Source organism: Vicinamibacteria bacterium, assembly GCA_035570235.1.
Taxonomy (GTDB): domain Bacteria; phylum Acidobacteriota; class Vicinamibacteria; order Fen-336; family Fen-336; genus DATMML01.
This window is the reverse complement of the sequence record DATMML010000037.1, coordinates 38,744-61,680: the sequence shown is the minus strand read 5'-3', so window position 1 is coordinate 61,680 and position 22,937 is coordinate 38,744. Positions and strand designations below refer to the sequence as shown.

Sequence of the window (22,937 nt, the reverse complement as noted above, 5' to 3'; positions counted from 1 at the left end):
CGGGCATGCGACAATGGGTCGATGACCGCTACCCAGACCGCCCTTCGCGTCCACAACTTCTCCGCCGGCCCGGGGGCCCTGCCCGTGCCCGTTCTGGAGCGGGTCCGCGCCGACCTCCTGAACCACGCGGGCAGCGGCATGTCCGTGATGGAGATGAGCCATCGCTCGGCCTGGTTCGAGGAGATCATCGCGGGGGCGGAGGCCGATTTGCGGGGGCTGCTGGGGATCCCCGCCGACTACGCGGTGCTGTTCCTGCAGGGAGGGGCCACCCTGCAGTTCGCGATGCTGCCCATGAACCTGAGGCCCGCGGGCGCCTCCGCGGACTACATCCTTACCGGCCACTGGTCCCAGGGCGCGCTCAAGGAGGCGGAGAAGCTGGGCCGCGTGCGCGTGGCCGCCTCCACGGAGGCCACCCAGTTCGACCGCATCCCCGCCGCGGAGGAGATGCGCCTCGATCCCCAGGCCGCTTACCTCCACTTCACGTCCAACAACACGATCTACGGCACCCAGTGGTCTTCCGAGCCCGCTCCCCCTCCGGGCGTGCCCCTCGCCTGCGACGCCTCCTCCGATTTTCTGAGTCGGCCCCTCGAGGTGGGACGATACGGGGCGATCTACGCGGGGGCCCAGAAGAACCTCGGCCCCGCGGGCGTCACGGTGGTGATGATCCGCCGCGACCTTCTCTCCCGCACGCCCCCCCGCCTCCCCGCCCTCCTTGACTACCGGCTGCTGGACGAGCACAAGTCGCTTTACAACACCCCCCCCGCATTCGCCATCTACGTGGCGGGGCTGGTCCTGGGCTGGCTGCGGGCGGAGGGGGGCCTCCCCGCCGCGGCCCGGCGCAACGAGGCCAAGGCCGCCCTCGTCTACCGCGCCATCGACGAGAGCGGCGGGTTCTACCGCGGGCACTCCCAGGTCCCCAGCCGCTCGCGCATGAACGTGACCTTCCGACTCCCCTCCACGGATGCGGAGCGAGCGTTCTTGACGAAGGCGGCAGAGGAGGGCCTCGACGGGCTGAAGGGCCATCGCTCCGTGGGCGGCCTGCGGGCCTCGCTCTACAACGCCCTGCCCCTGGCCTCGGTCGAGGCCCTGGCGCAGTTCATGTCCGAGTTCCGGCGGAAGCAGGGCTAGCGATCCGCCCCGCGGAGGTCGAGGCGGATTGAAGGCGCCTCCCGGGTTGGCGTGCGGCCGGGGATAGGATAAGGGCCGATGCCCCCGCCGACCGGCCCCGACCGAGAGCAGGAGGAGGCGGAGACCATCCTCTTCACCGGCTTCCCGGGCTTCATCGGCCTGCGCCTCCTGCCCCGGATCTTGGAGCTCAGGCCCCGGGCCCGGATCGAGTGCCTGGTGCAGGAGAAGTTCCTCGAGCCGGCGGGGGCCGCGGTCCGGGCCATCGCGGACGCCCATCCCCGCACAAAGGGCCGGCTCGGGCTGGTGCGGGGAGACATCACCCGGCCAGGCCTGGGCCTGGATCCGGGCCCGGCCCGGGACCTTCCGGGGCGCCTTCGCGAGGCCTACCACCTGGCCGCGGTGTACGACCTCGCGGTCTCGCGGGAGGTGGCCCGCCGCATCAACGTGGAGGGGACCCGCAACGTCCTCGAGTTCCTGCAGGAGGCCCCGCGTTTCTCCCGCCTGCACTACGTCTCCACCGCCTACGTTTCCGGCCGGGCCAAGGGGATTTTCCGGGAGTCGGACCTGGACGTGGGTCAGGGCTTCAAGAACCATTACGAGGAGACGAAGTTCCAGGCCGAGGTGGAGGTGGTGCGGAGCCGGGTGCCCCGCACCATCTACCGGCCGGGGGTGGTGGTGGGGGATTCCCGCACCGGGGAGACGGGCAAGTTCGATGGTCCCTACTTCGTCCTGCGGGCTATGGAAAGGATGCCCTCCCCCGGCGCCTTCATCCGCCTGGGCCGCGGCCGCGGCACCGTGAACGTGGTTCCCGTGGATTTCGTGGTGGAAGCGCTGGCCCGCCTCTCCACGGCGCCCATGAGCGAGGGCAAGACCTACCACCTGACCGACCCTGATCCGCACTCCGCCCGGGAGCTCAGCGAGATATTCGCCCGGGCTCTCGGCAAGACGTTCGTCTACGTGCCCGTGCCCCTGGGGCTGGCCCGCCTCTTGTTCCGGCCCTCGGTCGTGCAGAGGTTCTTCGGGATGCCGGTCGAGGCCCTGGAGTACTTCGACGACGACGTGCGCCACGACGCGACCGAGGCCACCCGGGACCTGGGGGCCCTCGGCGTGCGGTGCCCGCCCCTCGAGGAGTACGTGCCCCGGCTGGTGGCCTTCTACCGCTCCCGGCGCGACACCGTACGCCGGGAAGCCATGATCTGAAGCGCGCGGTCAGAGCGGCCGGAGCAACCCGTCGGGGGCCTCGCGGTCCAGGAACTTCAAGTGCAGGCGGCGCAGCCCGTCCTCGCCTCTGACCACCTCGCGCACCTCGGCCCGGGTGTCGAAGTCCCCGCCCGCTTGCCGCAAGAGGACGACGTCCCCCTTCATGAATTCCAGGGAGGTCAGCACGTGGGCTCCGCCCTTGGCCAGGTTGTCGGCCACGGTCAGCTCCTCCTGCAACACCGTGCCCCACTCGTCCACCTGCTGCAGGGTGAAATCGACCAGGCGGTGGTAGCGGGCGGAGGAGCGGCGCTCGGAGGCGGTGGCCCCCGGGGCGGGAGGGGGAGCCGGCCCGTCGGGCGCGGGCCAGTCGGGGGCGTCCGGATTCGGCGGGGGGTCGGAGGGCAGTCGGTAGCGCAGAGTCGGCTGCTCCTCGAAGCCCCGGGGGGGGTACTTGCCGAAGAACATCACCCCCACCCGGGGGTGGTCGGGCCGGTAGACCAGGCCCCGGACGAGGGCGTACACCCGGTAGGCGCTCTCGTTAGGGTCGTACTGACGAAGCCGCTTGGGGAGGGGAATGACCAGGAGGAGGACCTGGCCCAACTCCACCTTGCGGGAGACGGGGAAGGAGCAGCCGCCTTCGGAGATGTCGTCCGTGGTGGTGGCCTCCTCCCAGGTGCTCCCGTCGGCTTCGAAGCCTTGCACCCGCATGGGCAGGGCCAGCCCCATTCGGATCGACTGGCGACGTTCTGCGCCTGTCACGTCCGGCTACCCGGAAGCCCCGCCCGAAGGTCGGCGGCGAGGAGGCGGTGGAAGAGGTGTTCGCCTGCCTCGCGCCGCAGAGAGAGGCGGCCGGCCCCGTAGGCGCGCGAGCGGAGCCCGCGCTGCACTGACTCGCAAATCGCCTGGTCCTCGTCCTGGATAGCCTGGCCCACCTCGATGCTCCTCCGGTTCCGCTCCGCCGCGGCTTTCGAGACGTCGGCGAAGTAGAAGTCGAAAACCACCAGAGTTCGGTCGAGGCCCCGGGCCAGTACGAGGTTGGTGTCCATCACTCCCTCGTACCAGTTCAGCATGAAGTTGGGATGGAGCCAGAAATACAGGGCCCTCTCGCCCCGCCGCACCGCGGCCACCGCCTTGTCGTCGCCCGCGGACAGGGGGCTCGACTGCAGGCAGAAGCGCTCGCCGGTCTCGATGGTGTAGTCCTTGTACTCGAGCACGCTGTTCAGCCCCTTGTGGAGGTGGGGGATGTGGTAACCGCCGTCCAGGTAGTTGTCAACGAAAACCTTCCAGTTGCAGTTGAACGTGTAGACCCGTCGTTCCACGAAGGTGAGCCCGCCCAGGCCCAGGGGCGCCGCGAGGTCGGCCATTCCCCCGAGGTGCTCCTTCAGGGAGGGGCCACCTCTCTCCAGCTTCACGAACACGAATCCCTCCCAGGTGTCCACGGCCAGGGGCAGGAGCCCGTTCTGGGCGCGGTCGAACTCGCAGACGCCGTCGAAATCGGGCACCCCCCGGAGCGCGCCCTCCAGGGAGTAGGTCCACCCGTGGTAGGGGCAGCGCAGGACGCCGGCCTGGCCCTCCGGCTCGGTCATGACCGCGGCCGCGTGGTGACGGCAGACGTTGAAGAAGCCCCGGAGCACGCCGTCGCCTCCGCGCACTACCACCACCGGCTCTCCTCCCACCTCCGTGGTCACGTACTGTCCGGTCTCCCCGAGCTGGTCTGCCCGGGCCGCCATCTGCCAATGCGCGCCAAAGACGGCCCGCCGCTCGAGGTCTGCGACCCGGGGGTCCACGTACCAGGGAGCGGGGATGGTGAGGGCTCGCTCCAAGGGCGCGTCCGCGTCATAGGCGCGGACGACCTCGGGCAGGGGCGTCTCCATGGGATCCTCCGCCTGGTCCCGGGCCGGCGTTTCGGCTGGCTTCGGGGAGGCCGGCGGGCTCAGCGCCCGCCTCCGTTCCGGGGGCGGATACGGCCCACGCTCATGGCCCGCGCGGCCGGGGAATCCTTCATGGGCAGGCGATAGCGTCTCTTGCCGTCGAAGGCCTCGAGCGCCCCCGCCACCGCGCCCGCGGTGGGCACGAGGCCGATCTCGCCCACGCCCTTGGCCCCCAGCGGCCCCTCCGGCTCCGGCTCCTCGATCAAGATGATCTCAGTGCGCGGCATGTCGCGCGCGCGCAGCACCCCGATCTCGCGCAGCTTGAAGGTGACGGGCATCCCATCCTCGCAGGGCAGCTCCTCGGTGAGGGCATAGCCCAGGCCCATATGGATCGAGCCCTCGAGCTGCCCCTGACAGAGGGCGGGGTTCACTACCCGGCCCACGTCGTGCGCGGCCACGAAGCGCTCGACGCGGCCCTGGGCGTCGAGGACGCAGACCTGGGTGGCGTAGGAGTAGGTGGTGTGGGTCTTCACCTTGGGCCCGGAAGCCCCCAGGGCGGTGGTGTCGGAGACGACCTCGTCCGCGGCGTAGATCCGGCCCTTGAGGTCGGCGAGGGTCAAACCCCCTTTGAGGTCCGCCTCCAGCTTGCGGGCCGCGCTCATCACCGCCCGGCCTCCGAAGAGTGTGGCCCGGGAGCCGGTAGTCTGGCCGCAGCCCAGGGCAAAGGTGGAGTCCACCTTGGGGCGGAAGACGGAGGGGGAGAGGCCGGTCACCTCCACCGCGAACTGCACGAGCACCGTGAGCAGCCCCTGGCCCATCTCCGTGTAGCCGTTATAGAGGGAGACGGTGCCGTCCTCCTCCACGACCAGGCGGCACTTGCCCCACTCCGCCACCCCGTTGCCGATGCCGCTGTTCTTCATCCCGCAGGCGATCCCCACCGCCCGGCCCGCCTGCCGCGCTTCGTAGTAGATGCCCTTTACCGCCTCCAGCGTCTTGGCGATCCCCACCGACTTGTCGAGCACTTGGCCGGTGGTGGAGAGGTCGCCCAACGAGACCACGTTGCGGCGGCGGACCTCCCAGCCGTCGAGCCCCGCCTTCTGGGCCAGAAGGTCCAAGCAGCCCTCCATGGCGAAGGCGGATTGATTGGCCCCGAAGCCGCGCATGGCTCCGCACGGCGGATTGTTGGTGTAGGCGGCGATGGACTCGACGTCCACATTGGGGACCCGGTAGGGGCCGCAGGCATGGCCGGCCGCGCGCTCCAAGACCTTGCCCCCCACAGAGGCGTAGGCCCCGGAGTCGCCCAAGATCCGGGCCTTGACCGCGGTGAGCCGCCCCTCCGCGTTGCAGCCCACCGTGTAGCGCAGGGTGATCGGGTGCCGCTTGGGGTGGATGCGGATCGATTCCTCGCGGTTGAGGACCAAGAGGACCGGGCGCCCGGAGACCAGGGCCAATAGCGCGGTCTGGGCCTGGACCGACATGTCCTCCTTGCCTCCGAAGGCCCCCCCGTTCGGGACCAGCTCGACCAGGAGCCGTTCCTCGGGCATCGCTAGGAAGCGGGCCACCTGCCGCCGGTCATCGAAGACGCCCTGGCCCTGGCTGTACATGGCGAGGGTTCCGCCCGGCCGCGGCTCCACGAGCGCCGCCTCCGGCTCCAGGAAGAGGTGCTCGACGCGCTGGGTCTGCCAGGTGCCGCTCACCACGTGCGCGCTCGCGGCCAGCGCGGCCTCGGCATCCCCCCGGCTGATCACGGAGCGGGAGAGCAGGTTCGCATGTTTGGGATTCACCCGGGGAGCGCCATCGGCCAGGGCCGCCTCCGGGTCGAGGACGGCGGGCAGGGGCTCGTAGTCCACCTCGATGAGGGCCGCGGCGCGGCGGGCGGTGCGCGCGTCGTCCGCCGCCACCGCGGCGAGCACGTCGCCCACGCAGCGCACCTCCTCGCCCACCGCCACCAAGCCCGGCCAGTCGTCGTAAAGCAGGCCGTACCAGCGCTCGCCGGGCACGTCGGCCGCGGTGACGATCGCGCGCACCCCGGGCACGGCCCGTGCCTTGGTGGTGTCCAGGCCGACGACGCGCGCGCGGGCGTGGGCGGAGAGGAGGAGGGCGCCGTGAAGCAGGCCCTCCCGCGTCATGTCCGCCACGTAGGGCCGCTCCCCCAGGACGAGGTCCGACCCCTGGTAGCGCGCCAGGGACTCCCCCACCCGCCCCCCACACGGCTCGGGGAGCGGCTCCCCCCGGCGGGTCCGGGCCATGAGCTCGACCGCGTCCACGATCTTCACATAGCCCGTGCAACGGCAGAGGTGGCCGTCGATCGCGCGCGCGATCTCCTCCCGGCTGGGGTCCGGCCGCCGATCCAGGAGGTGCTTGGCCCTCAGGGCGATTCCGGGGATGCAGAAGCCGCATTGGAGGCCGCCCACGGCCACAAACGCCCTCGCGGTTGCCTGCCGCTCCTCGGCGCTGAGGCCTTCCACGGTCAGGACCTGCTTGCCCGCCACCCGGCGGGCCTCCACCGCGCAGGTGACGAGGGGATTGCCGTCGACCAGGGCCAAGCAACAGCCACACTGTCCCTGGGGTTGGCAGCCGTCCTTGACGGAGTGGATGCCGCAGCGGTCGCGCAAAACGTCGAGCAGGGATTCTCCCGGCTCGGGCTCGATCGTACGCATCTGGCCGTTGAGGCCGAACTGGACGGGCATCTGGCTCTCCGCGCGGCGCGCGCTCCACGCTTATCATAACCCCGGGGCTGCGGTGGCGGCTCAGTTCCGATTGGTTGCCCGACCTTGCTTAATCCGAATCCCCTCCAAGTGCTTCGGTGGTGGCCTCTCGTGCGTCGGCGGGCGCCGGCGTGAAGCATCGAAGCAAAGCTGTGGCTTGGGGTACTCGTGCCACAAGGTACCGCGCAGCCCCCCGAGGCGGTAAGAGCAAGAGTGCGGGAGCGCCGATTTGACGGCCAGCAAACGTCCCCGGCAGCGAGATTCTACGATCTAACCGCAGTGCGAGAGCAGGAGACAAAAGGAGGCCCAGGGGAAGCTCCCCTGAGCCTCGAAAACCTTCGGCCCGACTAGGGCTGCTGCACCATGACTTCGTCCGCCATCACCTTGCACATACCGTTGGGTGACCCGAGGCCCGAGCCCGCCACGTGCACACGGTTGCCTACTTCGAGCTGGGCGAAGGTCATGGCCGTGTTCCCGTGCCGGATCCGTGTTGTGTCACTCACTTGACACACGTAGTCACCCTTCACCGCGCCCTGTTGAAAAACGGTGATGCTGCCGAGCGTGACGGCCTGCGCTGTGCCCCCACCGACACTGCTACCCGCGCCGCCGCCGGACTTCGAGGTGATAATCCCCTCGACCTCCGCCTTCTCACCTACGTCGAAGCACTTCTGCGCCTTGGGGGAAGGCGAGGGCGACGGGGAGAGTGAAGGCGACGGCGACGAGGTGGGTGAAGCAGAAGGCGAGGACAAAAGCGTCGCCGTGTTGCCCGAGGCCTGGACCGCGATCGTGAGAGTCTGCCCAGCCGCCAAGCTGGAGATTCCGAGATTCGCGTCGATGCCCGGGCCCTGGAAGCGGAGGGTCACCGGGCCCGTGGGCACACCGGTCAATACGAAATGGCCGGAGGAATCCGCGATCGTGGAAATGTTAATCCCTACGACCGCCACCTGGATTGTGGCGGCCGCTCGACCAGCGGAACTGGTGTGCGTCGACATTGCGGCGACAGCGGCCCCCGCGTTGACGGTTCCCTCGATTATGGCCGTACCCGAGGGAGCCAGGGGGCTGTCGCCTCCACACGAGACCAGGGCCAAGCTGGTGAGGGTCACCAGGCCCAAGAAACAAACTCCTCGTCCGTTCTTCATGAAATCTCCCGAGCAAAAAAGGTTATTGCTCAATTCCGTCCATCAGAGTACTTCCGCTCCATCGGAAGTGTGTGACCCGAATCACTTTGGGACTCGAGCGCTGCACCGCCAGCCGCCCTGAAGGGGAGGTTGTCGAGCCGGTCCGCGAAGCCCCGACCCTTCGGCCCCCGCAGCCAGATTCTCCAGCACCCAATGGGTGTTCGTGGGGGCGCTGGCGCAGCGGCCGGCCTTAGGAAGAGAACTTCATTGCCGAGTCGATTTACGTATCACCCGGTCTTTTATTTCGCGCTCGGGCCTCCAGATTCGCCTTTCCGAGTTCGGCGGCTCCGGCTCAAGAGTGCAGGCCAGTAACTCAGGACAGGCCAAAACGAGAGCGGAATAAACCGCCCGGGCTTCCGGGGGGGTGCCGGTTGTCCCGGGTCATTCGGGTCGTGGGTCAGTTTGAGACGGACCCACTTCCCGGGCTGCGGCTTGATTGTGGGGAGCGCCTCGTCCATGCTTTTGGGCCCCCATGCTCTACGGTCCCACGTTCGCCGAGATGCGAGACCCTTCCCTCCTCCCCCCCGCGGTACGGGAAAGAGCGCGCGCGGCCCGGGCGCGACCCCTGGATCCGGCGAACCTCTGGAACCTCTCTTGGCGGGCGGAGGGGGCGGTGCCCTTCGCGGTCCTGCCCGAGGCCCTGACCGGCGTCCCCGCTCCCATCGTGGTCCTCTCCGGTCGCCGCTTTCCCACCGGCTCCCACAAGGTCGGGGCCGCCTACTCGATCCTGGTCGAGAAGCAGCTCGAAGGGGTCTGCGCCCCCGGCCCCCACACCCTGGTCTTCCCCTCCACCGGGAACTTCGGGATCGGGGGGGCCTGGGTGGGGCCCCGCATGGGCTACCGCTCCCTGGTGGTCCTGCCGGAGGAGATGAGCGCGGAGCGGTTCGAGAAGATCCGCGGCTACGGCGCGGAGGTCGTGGCCACCCCCGGCTCGGAGTCCAACGTCAAGGAGATCTACGACCGGGTGCGCTCGCTCGGGGCGGTGCCCGCCAACCGGATCCTGAACCAGTTCGAGGAATTCGGGAACTACCGCTTCCACTACCACTGCACCGCGGCCGCGGCCCGGGAGGTGACCGAGGGGCAGGGCCTCGGGATCGCCGCCTTCGTCTCCGCCCCCGGCTCGGCGGGAACGATCGCGGCGGGGGAGGGCATCAAGAGGAGCTACCCCGCCGCGGTCACGGTGGCAGTGGAGCCGGTGCAGTGCCCGACCCTCTTCAACGTGGGCTTCGGTTCCCACCGGATCGAGGGGATCGGCGACAAGCACGTGACCTGGATCCACAACGTGTGGGCCACCGACCTCCTGGTCTGCGTCGACGACCAAGAGTGCCTGGAAGGCCTGCAGCTCCTCCAGGAGGGGACGGCGACGCTGGAATCGGAGGGGATCGATGGCGGAAGCGCGCGGGGCCTCGTGGACTTCTTCGGAATCAGCGGGATCTGCAACGTACTCGCATCCATCCGCGCCGCCCGTCACTACGGCTTCACCTCCAAGCAGGCGGTGGTCACGGTGGCCACCGACGGGTTCGATCGCTACCCTTCCGTGCTGCGGAGGCTGGACCACGAGCAGGGCCCCATGGACGCGGAGAAGGCGCGTCGCCGGCTCGCGATCTTCCGCGCCCCCAAGGAGGGCTGGCTCCTGGAGGGCACGGCCGCGGTCCGCCGCCGCTGGCACAACCAGAAGTACTTCACCTGGGTCGAGCAACAGGGAAAGACCCCGGCCGAGCTGCGCGCCCTAGAGGACCCCGCCTTCTGGGTCGAGCATCAGGAGCGGACGGGGGAGATCGACCGCCGCATCCGCGAGCGCCGAGAGTGACGGGGCTGCCCTACGTCACCGACCTCACCTGCCTGCGCTGCGGGCGACGCTACCGCCGCGGCCTGGACGGCCCCTGCCCGGCCTGCGGTCCGGAGGGAGTGCTGGACATCGGCTTCGACCTCGCGCGGGCGCGCCGCACCCTGAACCCGCGCAGGCTCGCGTCGCGGCCGCGGAGCCTCTGGCGCTACCGCGAGCTGCTCCCCGTCCCCACCCGCGCCCGCCTCCCGCCCCTCTCCCCGGGGTGGACTCCCATCCTGGACGAGCCGCGCCTGGCCGCCTGGGCGGGGGTCCGCTCCCTCTTGGTAAAGGACGAGGGGCGGAACCCCACGGGCTCGTTCAAGGACCGGGCGAGTGTGGTGGGGGTGGCCCGGGCCCTGGCCCGGCGGGCCCGCGTGGTGGCGTGCGCCTCCACCGGCAACGCCGCCTCCTCGCTCGCGGGGGCGGCGGCCAGCGTGGGCCTGCCCTGCGTCATCTTCGTGCCTGACTTCGCCCCCGAGCCCAAGCTGGCCCAGCTCCTGATCTTCGGAGCCCGGGTCATCCGCGTGAAAGGGACCTACGACCAGACATGGGAGCTCTGCCAGCGGGCCTGCGACCGGTACGGCTGGTACAACCGGAACGCAGCCGTGAACCCCTCCCTGGTGGAGGGGAAGAAGACCTGCGGCCTGGAGATCGCAGAGCAGTGCGGTCGCGAGGTGCCGGCCTGGGTGGCGGTGGCGGTGGGGGATGGCTGCACGCTGGCCGGGACCTGGAAGGGCCTGGTGGAGATGCACGCCCTCGGCTTCATCCCCCGACTGCCCCGCATGCTCGGCGTCCAGGCGGAGGGTGCGCGACCCTTGGTGGACGCTTTCCGAGAGGGCCGGGACCTCCTCCCCGGCCCCGCGGAGACCCTGGCCGACAGCATCTGCGTGGGCCATCCCCGCAACTGGCGCAAGGCGCTCAAGGCCGTCCGCGATTCGGGAGGTGCCTTCGTCGCCGTCCCCGACGACGCCATCCTGGAGGCCATGCGGAAGGCGGGCGGCCTGGCCGGCCTCTTTGGCGAGCCCGCGGGCGTCGCGGGCCTGGCCGGGCTGCGGCGCGCGGTGGCGGAGAAGATCGTGGGTCGGCGGGAGGCCGCACTCGTCGTCCTGACCGGCAGCGGCCTCAAGGACGTGAAGAGCGCCCTGCGCGCCGCCGGCCCGCCCGTGAGCCTGCGCCCGGACGATGGGGAGCTGGCCGCCTATCTTAAGGGCCGGCCGCTCTCCTGAGCCGACCGTCCATGCTGCTCAAGAATGCCGCCCTCGTCGCTCTCGATCCTCCGGGAGTCGAGCGGGGGGACCTCAGGATCGAGGGCGAGACGATCGGGGAGCGGAGCCTGGCCATATCCCCCCGGCCGGGCGAGGAGGTACTGGACCTGGCCGGGGCCCTCGTCCTTCCCGGGCTGGTCGACGCCCACACCCACCTCTACAGCGCTCTCGCCCGGGGCATGCCCGGGCCCGCCCGCGCGCCCCGCAGCTTCGTGGAGATCCTCGAGCGGGTCTGGTGGCGCCTGGACCGTGCCCTGGACGAGGAGTCGATCTACCTCTCGGGGCTCGTGGGGGCGATCGAGGCCGCCCTCTCGGGGACGACCCTCCTCGTGGACCACCACGCCTCCCCCAGCTTCATCCGGGGATCTCTCTTCGTTCTCCGGCGAGCGGTGGAGGAGGTCGGCCTCAGATCCGTGCTTTGCTACGAGACCACGGACCGCAACGGGGGGGAGGGGCGCGACCGCGGGATCGAGGAGAACCTGGCCTTCCTGGCCGATCCCCCGACCGCCCTCAGCCGGGGCATGGTGGGGGCTCATGCCAGCTTTACCTTGAACGAGGAGACGCTGGCCCGCCTGGCCGCGGCGGTGCGGGAAACGGGAGCGAGCCTCCATGTCCACATGGCGGAGGACCAGGCGGACGTGGACGACTGTCGGCAGCGCTACGCGGGTGGCCTCGTGGAGCGATTCGACCGGCACGGGCTGCTGCTTCCCCGCACCCTGCTGGCCCATGGCGTCCACCTCCGCCCCGACGAGATCGAGGAGGCCCAGGCGCGCGGGGCCTGGATCGCCCACAATCCGCGGTCCAACATGAACAACACCGTGGGGCACGCTCCCACCGACGCCTTCAAGCAGGCCGCCCTGGGCACGGACGGGATGGGCGGGGACATGCTCGCGGAAGCACGGGCCGCCTATCTCAAGATGAAGGACGCGGGGCGAAAGGACGCGGTCGGAGCGACCCTCCGCCTCCTGGCCGGCGGGCAGCGGCTCGCCGCCGCCCTCTTCGGCCTGCCCTTCGGCTCCCTGGACAGGGGCGGCCCCGCCGACCTCGGCGTCTTCGACTACCCGTCTCCGACCCCCTTCCGGGCCGAGAACCTGGGCGGTCACCTCCTCTTCGGCCTGGACCGCAGCCACCTCCGGTCGGTCCTGGTCCGCGGCCGTTGGGTGGTGCGGGACCGCCGGCTGGTGACCGTGGACGCGGACGCCGTGTTTGCCCGCGCCCGGGCCGCGGCGGAGGCGCTATGGGGCCGGATCGAGCGGCTCTAAGAGAGTGCGGAAGAACTTCTGATTCGCAGACGAGCTCCAGAGGAGACTACGGTGCGTTAGAGGTAGCTGAGCCAAGCCTCGCGCCGCCCCTGCTTCAACTCCGCGTACCACCTGCAGAGGGGGAACATTGCCACCACTACAAACACCCACACCAGACAGACGAGCGGCAGCGAGTATCCCCAGTCCGGCGGTGCGGTGAAGGGATAGTTCGCAAGGTCGGGCGACTCGAACATCCAATGGCCTGATCCGTACCGTACGATGCAGACAGCGACGGCGAGGGCGTGGATGAGGGAAAAGTGAAGGATGAAATAGAACAACGGCACTCTGCCGATGATGAGCGCGGGCCGAAGGAGTCGCGGCGAGCCATGGTCCACGGACCACAGGAAGATCATCGTCGGACCGAGCGTCATGAGCAGGAATAGCAGCGAGGGCGGGTATTTGGTGGTGTTCAGGAACGAAAGCACGGTGCGGGTCGCGCTGTTCTGGGCCGTCCAGGGCGCCGGGTCGCCGTAGACATTGAAGCCGCGAACAGCGAGAAAAGCCAGACTCAGCGCCAACCCGAGTCGCAGGAGGAACCTCCGTCGGCGATCGGCGCTCCAGCCGTAGATCTGTCCGATTCCATATCCCACGGCAGTAACGCCGACCCAGGGAATCAGCGGATAAGCGACGAACACGACGCGGTCTGGGTTGTTGAGAACAAAACCCGGTGAATGCAGGATCCTCCAGAGCGGGCTCGCCGAGCGCACCGAGTCGAGGAGGTTGTGACTCGCGATCATGAGGACGCCGAGCGCGGTGATGACGGACGGGGGCAGGTGCACGAGCGCGGAGAGGGTGATCATGGCCCAGCCAAGTGCCCACAGGACGACCAGCATCGTCACCCGATAGTCGACGTTGAACTGATAGGCGAAACACCGAAGGACTACGATTTCCAGCAGGAGCAACCACAGCCCTCGAGTGAGGAGGAACCGGGACAGCTCGCCCGGAGACCGACGTCGAAGCGAGAGATACGCGCCCGTGCCCGTGAGCAGGAAGAACACCGGTGCGCAGAAATGGGTGATCCAACGGGCGAGAAACAAGGCGGTGGTCGCGGTGGCCAGATCCGTGGGATTCTGGCCGGGCCTGCCGAAGAAGTCCCGGGTGTGATCGAGGGCCATGATGATCATGATCACGCCCCGGACGAGGTCGATCGACTCGAGGCGCGCCCGACTCGGGGCGGCTTCTCCCGGGTCTTTGGGTGACAAGCGCTCTATTCTCGAGCTCCGGGTGCCCGGCTAGCCGGCCGTCACGAACGCGCTCGGGAACCGCGCGAGGAGCGCGATGGCGTGCTGCAGCTCACGGAGGTCCACACACTCTCCGATACGGTGGGTGTTCTGCTCGAGCCCGGGGCCGATACCCACCATGGGCGGGTGCTTCGTGTTGCCGGAGACCACCCAGCGCTTCCCCTCCGGCACCGCGATCGAGCGATCGTCCTTGGGGACGGGGAAGCCGACGCCGTCGGTAGAGAAGATCCACCGATCCACCCGCGGCTCCTTCCGCAGCGCGCCCGCGGTGGCCCCGCCCTTAGGCTCCTGGACGTGGGGCGTCACCACGCCCCGGTAAGCGGCCACAGCGGCCTGGATCACCGGGTGCTCCTCGGGGGTGAGCCAGCCGAGGTAGACCTGGGGGTTGTCGGCCAAGTAGCCCCGCCAAGTCCTCTGGGCGTACCGGGGGACCGTGACCTCTACCCGAAGCCCCGCCGCGCGCGCGGCCTTTACCGACTCCAGGGCCTCGACGTCCCCGATCGCCCGCTCCGGCGTCTCCCCGATGGTCAGACGCCGATCGAAGCGGAAGGTGAAGCGCTCGGGCACCGCGCAATCGCTGGGGGTGTCGAGGGTGGCGAAGGAGGCGGTGCGCGTGCCGTGGCCGAGGAAGGGGTGGTCGAGGAAGCCGTTGCGGGCCTCATAGCGCCGGGCCGCCTCCGCGACCATGGCCCCCCCGTATTCCAAGGGGTTCAGCCCCTCCCAGGGCATCGAACCGTGGCAGGAGCGCCCCGTGACCGTGACCTCTATCTGCATGCGGCCGCGTTGACCCCGGTAGATGCCGAGCGCGCCCTTCCGCGAGTCGCCCGTCCCCTCCGTCAGGATGACCACGTCGGGGATGAGGGCCGGGGGCGCTCCGGGCAGGACCTTGCCCATGAGGTACATGGGGCCCGCCCCGTCGTTGTCCTCCTCGGCGGCGGTGCCGTAGGAGCGCACGATCGCTCCCCGGAGGGCCCCCGCGGGGGCGAGCTCCAGGAGGATCTTGGTGGCCACGATCTGGGCCACCACGCCGCTCAGTTGATCCGCCGCCCCCCGCCCGAAGAGCAAGTGCTCCCATTCGTTGTCGGGGGGAAGGTAACCGAGCACGCCCCGGAGGGCGGCGCGATCCACGCGCCCGGGGTCGATCAGGCCCTGGTAGCAATCGATGGAGCCGTTTAGCTTCGCACGCCACTGGGGGCGGAGGGCCTGCACGGTGTCGGTGTGGCCGTCCATGTAGATGACCCGCTTGTCGCGGGGGGGGACCCCGTCCGCCTCGTCCTGGACCACCCAGACCAGGTTCCCGTACTCATCGAAGGACGCGTCCTCCGGTCGACGCACGGCGCCGATCTCCACCACCGCCCGCCGCAGGTATTCGAGCCGCGGTCCCTCGTGGTTGCTGAGGCCGCAGAGGGGATCGCCGCCCTCCTCCGGAGCCCGGTCCACGTAGTCGGCGGGGATGCGGATCGCCTCCTGGAGGATCTTGGCCGCGAGGGGACGGTAGCGGCCCGCGAGCTCCGCTACCTGGTCGTCGAGAGAGGGCATCGATTGCCTCCGCTTCAGGCGAGGGCCTCGAGGTGCGCGGCCAGGGCTTCGACCTTGGCTGCGGCCAAGAGGGCCATGATGACGTAGACCTTCTTGTTGGCTTGGCGGGCGACGGCGAGGCGGAAGCGCTCCATCACTCCCGGCGACACCTCGGCCCCGATGTCGGCGGGGAGGCAGTGGAGGTAGAGCGCCTCCTTGGTCAGGCCCATTCGCCGTTCGTCGCAGATCCAGTCCCGGTGGCGGGCGTTCGTCTCGAGGGCGCGAGCTTCGATCTCGGCCAGGCGCCCCCGGTCCCCGGCCCGGTTGGCCTCCACCCGCTCCTGCATGAGCGCGAAGGGCCCCCAGGACTTGGGATAGACGGCGTCGGCTCCCTTGAAGGCCTCGTCCATGGTGGGCACGATCCGGAAGCTCCCGCCCGCCTCCCCCGCATTGTGCTCCGCCTTCTTCAGGGAGCCCGCGAGCAAGGGGTAGCCCTCGGGATGGGCGAGCCGGACGTGGGCGCCGAAACGGGGAAGGAGGGTGATCAGCCCCTGGGGGACGGAGAGCGGCTTCGCGTAGCTCGGGGAGTAGGCCCAGGAGACGGCTATGGTCCGGCCCCGCAGGGAGCCGCGGAAGTGCTCGCGCAGCCAGAGGAGGTCGGCGAGGCTCTGCGTGGGGTGGTCCTCGTCGCACTGGAGGTTGACGATGGGCACCCGCCTCCGCGCCTCCGTGGCCTTAAGGTAGGCGTCGATCCCCTTCTTGACCTCCCGCATGAAGCGGTTGCCTTCCCCAAGGATGAGGTCATGGCGGATGCCGAGGGCGTGAGCGTTCATGCCCAGCATGGCCCCCGTCTCCGCCGCCGTCTCCCCGTGGGCTACCTGGGTGGAAGAGCCGTCCACGATGACCGGCTTCATCCCCAGGCGGGCCGCCGCCCCCGCCCAGGCCGACTTCGTGCGCGTCGAGTTGTCGAAGAAGAGGGCGTAGGCGAGCTCGTCCGGGAGCAGCGCCGTCGGCCGCCCCTCGCGATCCCGAGCCTCCAGCCGCGTGGCCAGGCCCAGGAGCGCTTCCAACTCGGGGGTCGACGCATCCTCGGTGGTGAGCAGGCTCCGTCCGAGAAGGGCCCGCAGGGGGTCGGAGGCGCTCGTCATCGCGGGTCCGATTATGCCGCAACTTCGCGGCCGCTAACCGCTCCGGGCTCCCGGCAGGTCCCGGCCCGTGATCCCGGCAATGGCGCGTCGGGAGGCCTCGAGCGCGGCGTCGATCTGGGCCTCGGGCCCGGACATGTAGAGGCGGCCGTAGGCCCCGAAGAGCGAGGCGTCGACGAGGTTGACCCTCGCCGTCTTCAGGGCTTCGTTCGCGGCGAAGGCTACGTAGCCGGCGGGCTCGACCTCCAGGATGTAGAGCGACTCCCCGCCCAGGATCATGTCCCCGAAGCGCGTCTTGTTGATGATCTGGGCATGATAGGGCTCGACGCCGCGGATCACCTCCTCCGACACCACCCGCGGCTTGAGCCGGTCCGTCTCCGCCAGGCCAAGGTGGTCCAAGACCGCTTTGCCGGCCAGGAGCACCTGTCCCTGGTCCTGGTGGTGGACCTCGAGGAGTCCGAACGATCGCTCGACGACCATGATCCCGGGGGTGGTGGCGGTGGTCTTCAGGGCCACGTCGGTGAGCCGATTGATGACCAGGCCGGGGGCGGTCTCGATGAACATCGCCGCTACCCCCCCCACCGGGAGGTAGCCCCGGGCGATGGTGCCGATGAAGCCGGCGAGCTGGGGCTGCATGCTGTCGATGAACACGTAGGTGCGCAGGGTGAAGTCGGCCACGCCTGAGACCTTAGCGGTAAGACGGCATCGGGTCAACGCGGGTGCCCGGGCGGGGTAAACTCGCCGGGGGGTGGCGGGTGGCTGAACTGATTCCGGCTCCGTTCGCGGCCCTCCTGCGGCGCCTGTTCCACGAGTTCGAGGGGGAGGGCAAGGTCTACGACCTGCCCGCGCGGAAGTTCTGGCACGGTTCCCCCGACCTCGACACCTCCGTCCTCCTCCATGGGCATCGGGCGGCCAACCCCGTGGGCCCCGCCGCCGGGCCCCACGGCCAGATGGCCCAAAACATCGTCCTCTCCTGGCTGGCGGGAAGCCGCATCCTGGAGCTCAAGACGGTCCAGATCAACGACCGCTTGACCATCCCCCGTCCCTGCATCGACATGACCAACGTGGGGTACAACGTGGAGTGGAGCCAGGAGCTTCGCCTGGGGGAGAGCCTGCGAGAGTACGTGGCGGGCTCCATGCTCCTCGACGTCCTCCGCGAGGTCAACCTCCTCGGCCGCCCCTCGGACCCTGCCAAGGACGCCACCATCCTCGACATGAGCGTCGGCTACGACTTGGCGGGGATCAGCTCCCCCGCGGTACGGTCCTGGATCGCGTCCATGAAGGACGCCCGGGCCTCGGTGGAGGCCTTGCGCCTTCAGATCCCGGACGACCTCCGCCGCTTCCGCGACCTGGACTTCCGGACCGCCCTCTCCGACCAGGTCACCCTCTCCACCTTCCACGGCTGCCCCGCCCACGAAATCGAGGGCATCGTGCGCTTCCTGCTCGAGGAGATGGACCTCCACGTGACGGTGAAGCTCAACCCCACCCTCCTCGGGCAGGAGGCGGTGGACGGCCTCCTCCACGACGCGCTCGGCTACGGGGAGATAGAGACCCGGCGGGAGGACTTCGAGAAGGACCTGCAGTGGGGGCCGGCCCTGGAGATGACGGACCGGCTGGCGGAGCGGGCGCGCGCGCTCGGCCGCACCTTCCGGGTCAAGTTCTCCAACACCCTGGTGGTCAAGAACCACCGCCCCTTCTTCCCCAAGGGGGAGGCGGTGATGTACCTCTCGGGGGCCCCCTTGCACGTTGTCACCTTGAACCTGGTGGAGAGGTACCGCCGGGCGCGACCGGAGGTGCCCATCTCCTTCTCCGCCGGCGTCGACAATCGGAATTTCCCCGACTGTGTGGCCCTGGGCTTCGCTCCCATCACCGCCTGCTCGGATCTGCTCCGTCCCGGGGGCTACGGCCGGCTGCCCCGCTATCTGGAGAACCTCGAGGAGCGCATGCGGAGGCTGGGCGTCAAGGACCTGCGCGACTACGTGATCAAGGCGGGCGGGAAGGGGGAGGAGGCGGTGCGCACGTTGGTCGGGTCCTCCCCCTTGCGGGAGGCTCTCCTCGCCTCCCTGGCGTCGGAGAGGGTAGAGCTGCGGGCCATCCTGGCCGCCGCCGGGCAGGAGGCTCTCCACGACCGCCTGGTGCAAACGGCCTCCCTCCTCAACACCCCCGTCGTCGTCGCGCGCGTCACCGCCGACCCCCGCTACCGCGCGGAAGAGAACCGCGGCCTTCCCCGGAAGATCGGCTCCCGCCTGGCCCTCTTCGACTGCATCAACTGCGACAAGTGCGTGCCCGCCTGCCCCAACGACGCCAACTTCGTCTACGAGACCCACGCCCACGCCGCCGACTACGAAAACTACCGGGTCGTGAGGGGGGAGGCGGTGCGGGTGCCGGGCGGCCGCTTCGAGGTCCGCGAGGCCCATCAGATCGCGACCTTTCAGGACTTTTGCAACGACTGCGGGAACTGCGACACCTTCTGCCCGGAGGACGGGGGGCCCTACCTCGAGAAGCCCCGCTTCTTCGGCTCCCTCGAGGGCTGGCGGCGGCTCAAGGAGCGGGACGGCTTCTTTGCCCGCCGGGGGGAGGACGTGGACGCAATCTGGGGACGGCTTAAGGGCCGCGAGTATCACTTGGAGGTGGACCGGGCGCGCGACCGCAGCCTCTTCACCGACGGGAGCGTGAAGCTCGAGTTGCGGCACAGCGAGAGGAGGCCGCTCAAGGCCACGGTGGGGCCGGGGGCGGTGGAGGGACACGTCCTCGATTTTTCGGCCTACCTCAACATGGCCCTCGCGGTGGACGGCGTCCTCGACCACCACCGCGCCAACCCGGTGAATGCGGCCTCCTGACCGCGCTTGAATGTCGGGGCCGGCTCGTTCATGCTAGGCGACCGCGTGACGAGAGCCATGGTTACCCGCACGGGGGAATCCACCGCATGATCGTCGGCCAGCGGGTGCGCCGCCCCGACGCCCCCGGCAAGGTCAAGGGCACCGCCCTCTACGTCGAGGATCTGGCTTTCGGGGGCTCGCTCTGGGCCGGGGTGCTGCGCTCGCCCCACCCCCACGCGCGCATCACGGATCTCGACGTGTCCGCGGCCCGTTCCGTCCCCGGGGTGCGGGCCGCCCTCACCGCCCGCGACATCCCGGGCCAGAACCTGATCCCCCTTATCCAGCCCGACTGGCCGGTGCTGGCCGGGGAGTACGTCCGGCACGTGGGGGAGGCTGTGGCCCTGGTGGCGGCGGAGACCCGCGAGGCCGTGCGTCAGGCCCTGGAGGCCATCACCGTGGCCTACGAGCCCCTGGTCGCGACCCTGGACATGGAGGCGGCCCTGGCCGCGGGGGAGGTGATGGCCCACTGGAAGATCCGGCGGGGCGAGGCCTCGGTGGCCATGAGCCGCAGCGACCTCGTGGTGGTGGAGGGGACGTACCACACCCCCTACCAGGAGCACGCCTACATCGAACCCAATGGAGTGATTGCGCTGCTCGATGGGGCGGGGGGGGTCGTGGTGCACGGCTCCCTGGAGTGTCCCTTCTATGCGCAGAAGGCGGTGGCCTCGGTCTTGGGCTGGGACCTGAACCGCGTGCGGATCATCCAGGCCGTGACGGGAGGCGGCTTCGGGGGGAAGGAAGACGCCCCCTGCGGCCCCGCGGCCCAGGCCGCGCTCCTGGCCGTGGCCACCGGACGTCCCGTTCGCCTCGTCCTCTCGCGGGAGGAGGATATGGCGGTCATGTCCAAGCGCCACCCAGCCCGGATCCGCTGCCGGACGGGAGCCACCAAGGACGGCTTCCTGTTTGCGGCGGAGGTGGACTACCTGCTGGACGGTGGGGCCTACGCCACTCTCTCCCCGGTCGTGCTCTTCCGCGGCACCGTGCACGCCTGCGGCCCCTACCGCGTCCCCAACGTGCGGGTGGACGCGCGCGTGGTGCGCACCCATAAAGTCCCCTGCGGCGCCTTCCGCGGCTTCGGGGAGCCACAAGTCGTGTTTGCCGGCGAGAGTCAGATGGACCTGCTCGCGGAGCGGCTGGGCATGGACCCTCTGGAGCTGCGCCGCCGGAACGCCCTGGATGTTGGGGAGGAGACCATCACCGGCCAGAAGCTCACGGCCAGCGTAGGCCTCAAGGAGGTCCTGAACCGCGTGGCTGACTCCTCGGACTGGGTGCGCCGGCGGAAGGCCTACGCGGGGGACAAGGGCCCGGTCCGGCGGGGGATCGGCCTCGCCGCCTGCTACTACGGGGTCGGCCTCGGGGCTATGGGCCGGCATCTGAACCCGGCGGGCGCGAGCGTGGTGGTGGCGGCGGACGGGAGCGTGACGGTGGCGGTGGGGACCACCGAGACTGGGCAGGGCATGCTCACGGTGCTCTCCCAGATCACGGCCGCGGCTCTGGGTTGCCCCCTGGAGCTCGTGCGCATCGTAGAGGCCGACACCTCCCGCGTGCCCGACAGCGGGCCCACGGGGGCCAGCCGCACCACCGTGATGAGCGGCAACGCCATCCGCGATGCCGCGGGCAAGATTCGGGCCGCGATGGACCCGGTGGTGGCGGACCATGGCTTGGCCTGGCGGGCGGCGGTGCACGCCTGCGTCAAGAAACAGATCGGCCTGGCCGCCTACGGCTGGTCGGTCCCGCCCGAGACCAGCTTTGACCCCGCCACGGGCCAGGGCGAGCCCTTTAGCTCCTATTCCTTCTCCGCGAACGTGGTGGAGGTGGAGGTGGACACCGACACCGGGGAGACCCGCGTGATCCGCGTGCATTCCGGGCACGACGCGGGCCGAGTCGTGAACCCCACCACGGGCGAAGGCGAGGTGGAGGGCGGCGTGGTCCAAGGGCTGGGCTACGCGCTCCTGGAGGAGCACCTGCTCAAGGATGGCCGGATCCTCAACGACCAGTTCTCCACCTACCTCGTTCCCACCCCCCTCGACGTGCCCGAGATCCGCACCGTGTTCGTGGAGCACAACTCGCCCGACGGCCCCTACGGGGCCAAGGGCCTGGGCGAGATCCCGATCATCGCCATCGCCCCCGCCGTGACCGCGGCCATCGCGAACGCGGCGGGGGTGCGGCTGCGGGAAATCCCGGCCACGCCGGAGCGGGTCTTCTCGGCTCTGCGCGGCCAGGCGAGCGGAACCCCGCCGCCGACCAGCCCGGCCGAGCCCGAGGAACTGCTTGGCTGAGATCCTCGACGTCGCCTTCGCCCTGAACGGGCACCCCCGGCGGCTCCGGGTGCGGAGCGACCAGCGGCTGCTGGACGTCCTCCGCGAGGACCTGCGCCTCACGGGCGCCAAGGAGGGTTGCGGCAAGGGCGAGTGCGGGGCCTGCACGGTGATCGTGGACGGCCAGGCCGTCGACTCCTGCCTGATGATGGCCTACCAGGCGGACGGGGCGCGGCTGGAGACGGTCGAGGGTCTGGCCCAGGGTGACCAGCTGCACTCCCTGCAGGAGGCGTTCATCGAGCAGGGCAGCGTGCAGTGCGGGATCTGCATCCCCGGGATGCTGATGGCGGCCAAGGCGCTCCTGGACCGGAGCCCGGCCCCTCCCGGGCCCGAAGATATCCGCCAGGCCCTGGCCGGCAACCTCTGCCGCTGCACGGGCTACAGCAAGATCTTGGCTGCCGTGGCCCGGTCCGGGGGCGTAGCTCAAGCGGCCCCTCCCCCGCTCGCGATCGAGCCCCTCGCCCCCGCATACTACCGGCCCCGGTCGCTCGAGGAAGCCCTCGAGATCCTGGTCCAGCGGGCGGGGGAGGTGCGGCCCCTGGCGGGGGGGACGGACCTTCTGGTCCTGGCCAAGGACGGCCTCGTCAACCCCGCCGCCCTCTTCGATCTCAACTCCGTCCCCGAGCTCAAGGGCATCGAGGAGGAGGACGGCCATCTCCGCATCGGGGCCGGGGTCACTCATGCCGAGATCGTGGGCTCGGCCCTGGTCGACCGCTACTGTCCCGCCCTGCCCATGGCCTGCGCGTGGATAGGGGGGCCGCAGATCCGCAACCGCGCGACCCTCGGCGGGAACTTGGCCAACGCCGCCCCCGCCGCCGACACCGTGCCCCCCCTCTACGCGGCGGATGCCGTGGTTCAGGTCGTCTCCGTGTCCGAGCGGCGGGACGTTCCCATCGCCGAATTCTTCACCGGCCCCCGCAAGAGCGTGCTCGCTCCCGACGAGCTGATCCTGGGCGTGAAGGTGCCCCGGCGTCCGGGCGTGCGGGCCGCCTTCCTGCGTCTGGGCCAGCGCCAGGCCCAAGCCATCTCCAAGGTCTCGATCGCGGTGGCCATGACCTTCCGGGACGGGCGCCCCGATTGGGTGCGGGTGGCCCTGGGGGCGGTGGGGCCCACCGTGATCCGGGCCACGGAGACGGAGAAGGCGCTCATGGGGGGCGGCTATGACGCGCTCCGGCAGGCGCTGGCCGCGGTCAAGCAGGAGGTTCGACCCGTCGACGACCTGCGATCGAGCCGCGAATACCGGCGGGAGATGTCGGCGGTGCTCCTGGAACGTGCCATCCGGAGGCTGACCGAAGCCTGAGCGGCGGCCGGGCCCCCGCCCGTGAGACCGGGCCCCACCTGCGGCCCGGGAGCCGGA

The 22,937-nt window shown here is 70.1% G+C and carries 16 protein-coding genes; 8 read left to right on the top strand and 8 right to left on the bottom strand.

Going from position 1 to position 22,937, the window contains the following annotated elements:
* The first annotated feature begins 21 nt into the window (after positions 1–21).
* Complete coding sequence (serC, locus tag VN461_06030; GenBank protein HXB54321.1) at positions 22–1,128, top strand: 3-phosphoserine/phosphohydroxythreonine transaminase; 1,107 nt, start codon at positions 22–24, stop codon at positions 1,126–1,128.
* 78 nt (positions 1,129–1,206) lie between these two features.
* The gene (locus VN461_06025) at positions 1,207–2,328 is read left to right on the top strand and encodes an SDR family oxidoreductase (protein HXB54320.1); all 1,122 of its coding nucleotides are present in this window, start codon (positions 1,207–1,209) and stop codon (positions 2,326–2,328) included.
* A gap of 9 nt (positions 2,329–2,337) precedes the next feature.
* Here VN461_06025 and VN461_06020 read toward each other — a convergent pair whose 3' ends face one another.
* The 4 genes from VN461_06020 to VN461_06005 form a co-directional block, all read right to left on the bottom strand.
* On the bottom strand, positions 2,338–3,087 hold the full coding sequence (locus VN461_06020; protein ID HXB54319.1) for a PilZ domain-containing protein: 750 nt from the start codon (positions 3,085–3,087) through the stop codon (positions 2,338–2,340).
* Positions 3,084–4,202 carry an aromatic ring-hydroxylating dioxygenase subunit alpha gene (locus VN461_06015; protein ID HXB54318.1) on the bottom strand — a complete coding sequence of 373 codons (1,119 nt, stop codon included), beginning with the start codon at positions 4,200–4,202 and terminating at the stop codon, positions 3,084–3,086. Before VN461_06015 ends, VN461_06020 begins: the two co-directional genes overlap by 4 nt.
* Positions 4,203–4,261: 59 nt before the next feature.
* Positions 4,262–6,889 (bottom strand): selenium-dependent xanthine dehydrogenase, encoded by a 2,628-nt coding sequence (xdh, locus tag VN461_06010; protein HXB54317.1) that lies wholly within the window; start codon positions 6,887–6,889, stop codon positions 4,262–4,264.
* A 365-nt stretch (positions 6,890–7,254) separates the two neighbouring features.
* A complete protein-coding gene (locus tag VN461_06005; GenBank protein HXB54316.1) occupies positions 7,255–8,046 on the bottom strand; it encodes a carboxypeptidase-like regulatory domain-containing protein in 792 nt (263 codons plus the stop codon).
* Between the two features lie 511 nt (positions 8,047–8,557).
* Between VN461_06005 and VN461_06000 the strand changes: the two genes are divergently transcribed.
* From VN461_06000 to VN461_05990, 3 genes are read left to right on the top strand one after another with little or no spacing between them, the layout of a single operon-like run.
* Positions 8,558–9,895 (top strand): pyridoxal-phosphate dependent enzyme, encoded by a 1,338-nt coding sequence (locus VN461_06000; GenBank protein ID HXB54315.1) that lies wholly within the window; start codon positions 8,558–8,560, stop codon positions 9,893–9,895.
* The gene (gene thrC / locus VN461_05995; protein ID HXB54314.1) at positions 9,892–11,139 is read left to right on the top strand and encodes a threonine synthase; all 1,248 of its coding nucleotides are present in this window, start codon (positions 9,892–9,894) and stop codon (positions 11,137–11,139) included. The genes VN461_06000 and thrC overlap by 4 nt, the downstream gene beginning before the upstream one ends.
* 11 nt (positions 11,140–11,150) lie before the next feature.
* Positions 11,151–12,440, top strand: coding sequence for an amidohydrolase family protein (locus tag VN461_05990; protein HXB54313.1), 1,290 nt, complete (start codon positions 11,151–11,153; stop codon positions 12,438–12,440).
* Between the two features lie 56 nt (positions 12,441–12,496).
* On the opposite strand, the gene VN461_05985 is transcribed toward VN461_05990, so the two are convergent.
* From VN461_05985 to VN461_05970, 4 genes are read right to left on the bottom strand one after another with little or no spacing between them, the layout of a single operon-like run.
* Positions 12,497–13,681, bottom strand: coding sequence for a heparan-alpha-glucosaminide N-acetyltransferase domain-containing protein (locus tag VN461_05985; protein HXB54312.1), 1,185 nt, complete (start codon positions 13,679–13,681; stop codon positions 12,497–12,499).
* A 30-nt stretch (positions 13,682–13,711) separates the two neighbouring features.
* Positions 13,712–15,259 carry a peptidase dimerization domain-containing protein gene (locus tag VN461_05980; protein ID HXB54311.1) on the bottom strand — a complete coding sequence of 516 codons (1,548 nt, stop codon included), beginning with the start codon at positions 15,257–15,259 and terminating at the stop codon, positions 13,712–13,714.
* Between the two features lie 14 nt (positions 15,260–15,273).
* Positions 15,274–16,386, bottom strand: a complete 1,113-nt coding sequence (locus tag VN461_05975) for a knotted carbamoyltransferase YgeW (GenBank protein ID HXB54310.1) — start codon at positions 16,384–16,386, stop codon at positions 15,274–15,276.
* Positions 16,387–16,419: 33 nt separating this feature from the next.
* Positions 16,420–17,061, bottom strand: a complete 642-nt coding sequence (locus tag VN461_05970; GenBank protein HXB54309.1) for a hypothetical protein — start codon at positions 17,059–17,061, stop codon at positions 16,420–16,422.
* A 77-nt stretch (positions 17,062–17,138) separates the two neighbouring features.
* On the opposite strand from VN461_05970, the gene VN461_05965 reads away from it, so the two are divergent.
* The 3 genes from VN461_05965 to VN461_05955 all read left to right on the top strand — a co-directional run bounded on the left by VN461_05965 (position 17,139) and on the right by VN461_05955 (position 22,880).
* Positions 17,139–19,223, top strand: coding sequence for a 4Fe-4S dicluster domain-containing protein (locus VN461_05965; protein ID HXB54308.1), 2,085 nt, complete (start codon positions 17,139–17,141; stop codon positions 19,221–19,223).
* An 86-nt stretch (positions 19,224–19,309) separates the two neighbouring features.
* Positions 19,310–21,541, top strand: coding sequence for a xanthine dehydrogenase family protein molybdopterin-binding subunit (locus VN461_05960; protein ID HXB54307.1), 2,232 nt, complete (start codon positions 19,310–19,312; stop codon positions 21,539–21,541).
* Positions 21,534–22,880, top strand: coding sequence for an FAD binding domain-containing protein (locus tag VN461_05955; protein HXB54306.1), 1,347 nt, complete (start codon positions 21,534–21,536; stop codon positions 22,878–22,880). The genes VN461_05960 and VN461_05955 overlap by 8 nt, the downstream gene beginning before the upstream one ends.
* Positions 22,881–22,937 lie beyond the last annotated feature (57 nt).

Bases quoted from the DNA above. Each gene is read 5' to 3' on its own strand.
- serC (HXB54321.1), top strand. From the start codon at position 22: ATGACCGCTACCCAGACCGCCCTTCGCGTCCACAACTTCTCCGCCGGC.
- VN461_06025 (HXB54320.1), top strand. From the start codon at position 1,207: ATGCCCCCGCCGACCGGCCCCGACCGAGAGCAGGAGGAGGCGGAGACC.
- VN461_06015 (HXB54318.1), bottom strand. From the start codon at position 4,202: ATGGAGACGCCCCTGCCCGAGGTCGTCCGCGCCTATGACGCGGACGCG.
- xdh (HXB54317.1), bottom strand. From the start codon at position 6,889: ATGCCCGTCCAGTTCGGCCTCAACGGCCAGATGCGTACGATCGAGCCC.
- VN461_06005 (HXB54316.1), bottom strand. From the start codon at position 8,046: ATGAAGAACGGACGAGGAGTTTGTTTCTTGGGCCTGGTGACCCTCACC.
- VN461_06000 (HXB54315.1), top strand. From the start codon at position 8,558: ATGCTCTACGGTCCCACGTTCGCCGAGATGCGAGACCCTTCCCTCCTC.
- VN461_05990 (HXB54313.1), top strand. From the start codon at position 11,151: ATGCTGCTCAAGAATGCCGCCCTCGTCGCTCTCGATCCTCCGGGAGTC.
- VN461_05980 (HXB54311.1), bottom strand. From the start codon at position 15,259: ATGCCCTCTCTCGACGACCAGGTAGCGGAGCTCGCGGGCCGCTACCGT.
- VN461_05975 (HXB54310.1), bottom strand. From the start codon at position 16,386: ATGACGAGCGCCTCCGACCCCCTGCGGGCCCTTCTCGGACGGAGCCTG.
- VN461_05960 (HXB54307.1), top strand. From the start codon at position 19,310: ATGATCGTCGGCCAGCGGGTGCGCCGCCCCGACGCCCCCGGCAAGGTC.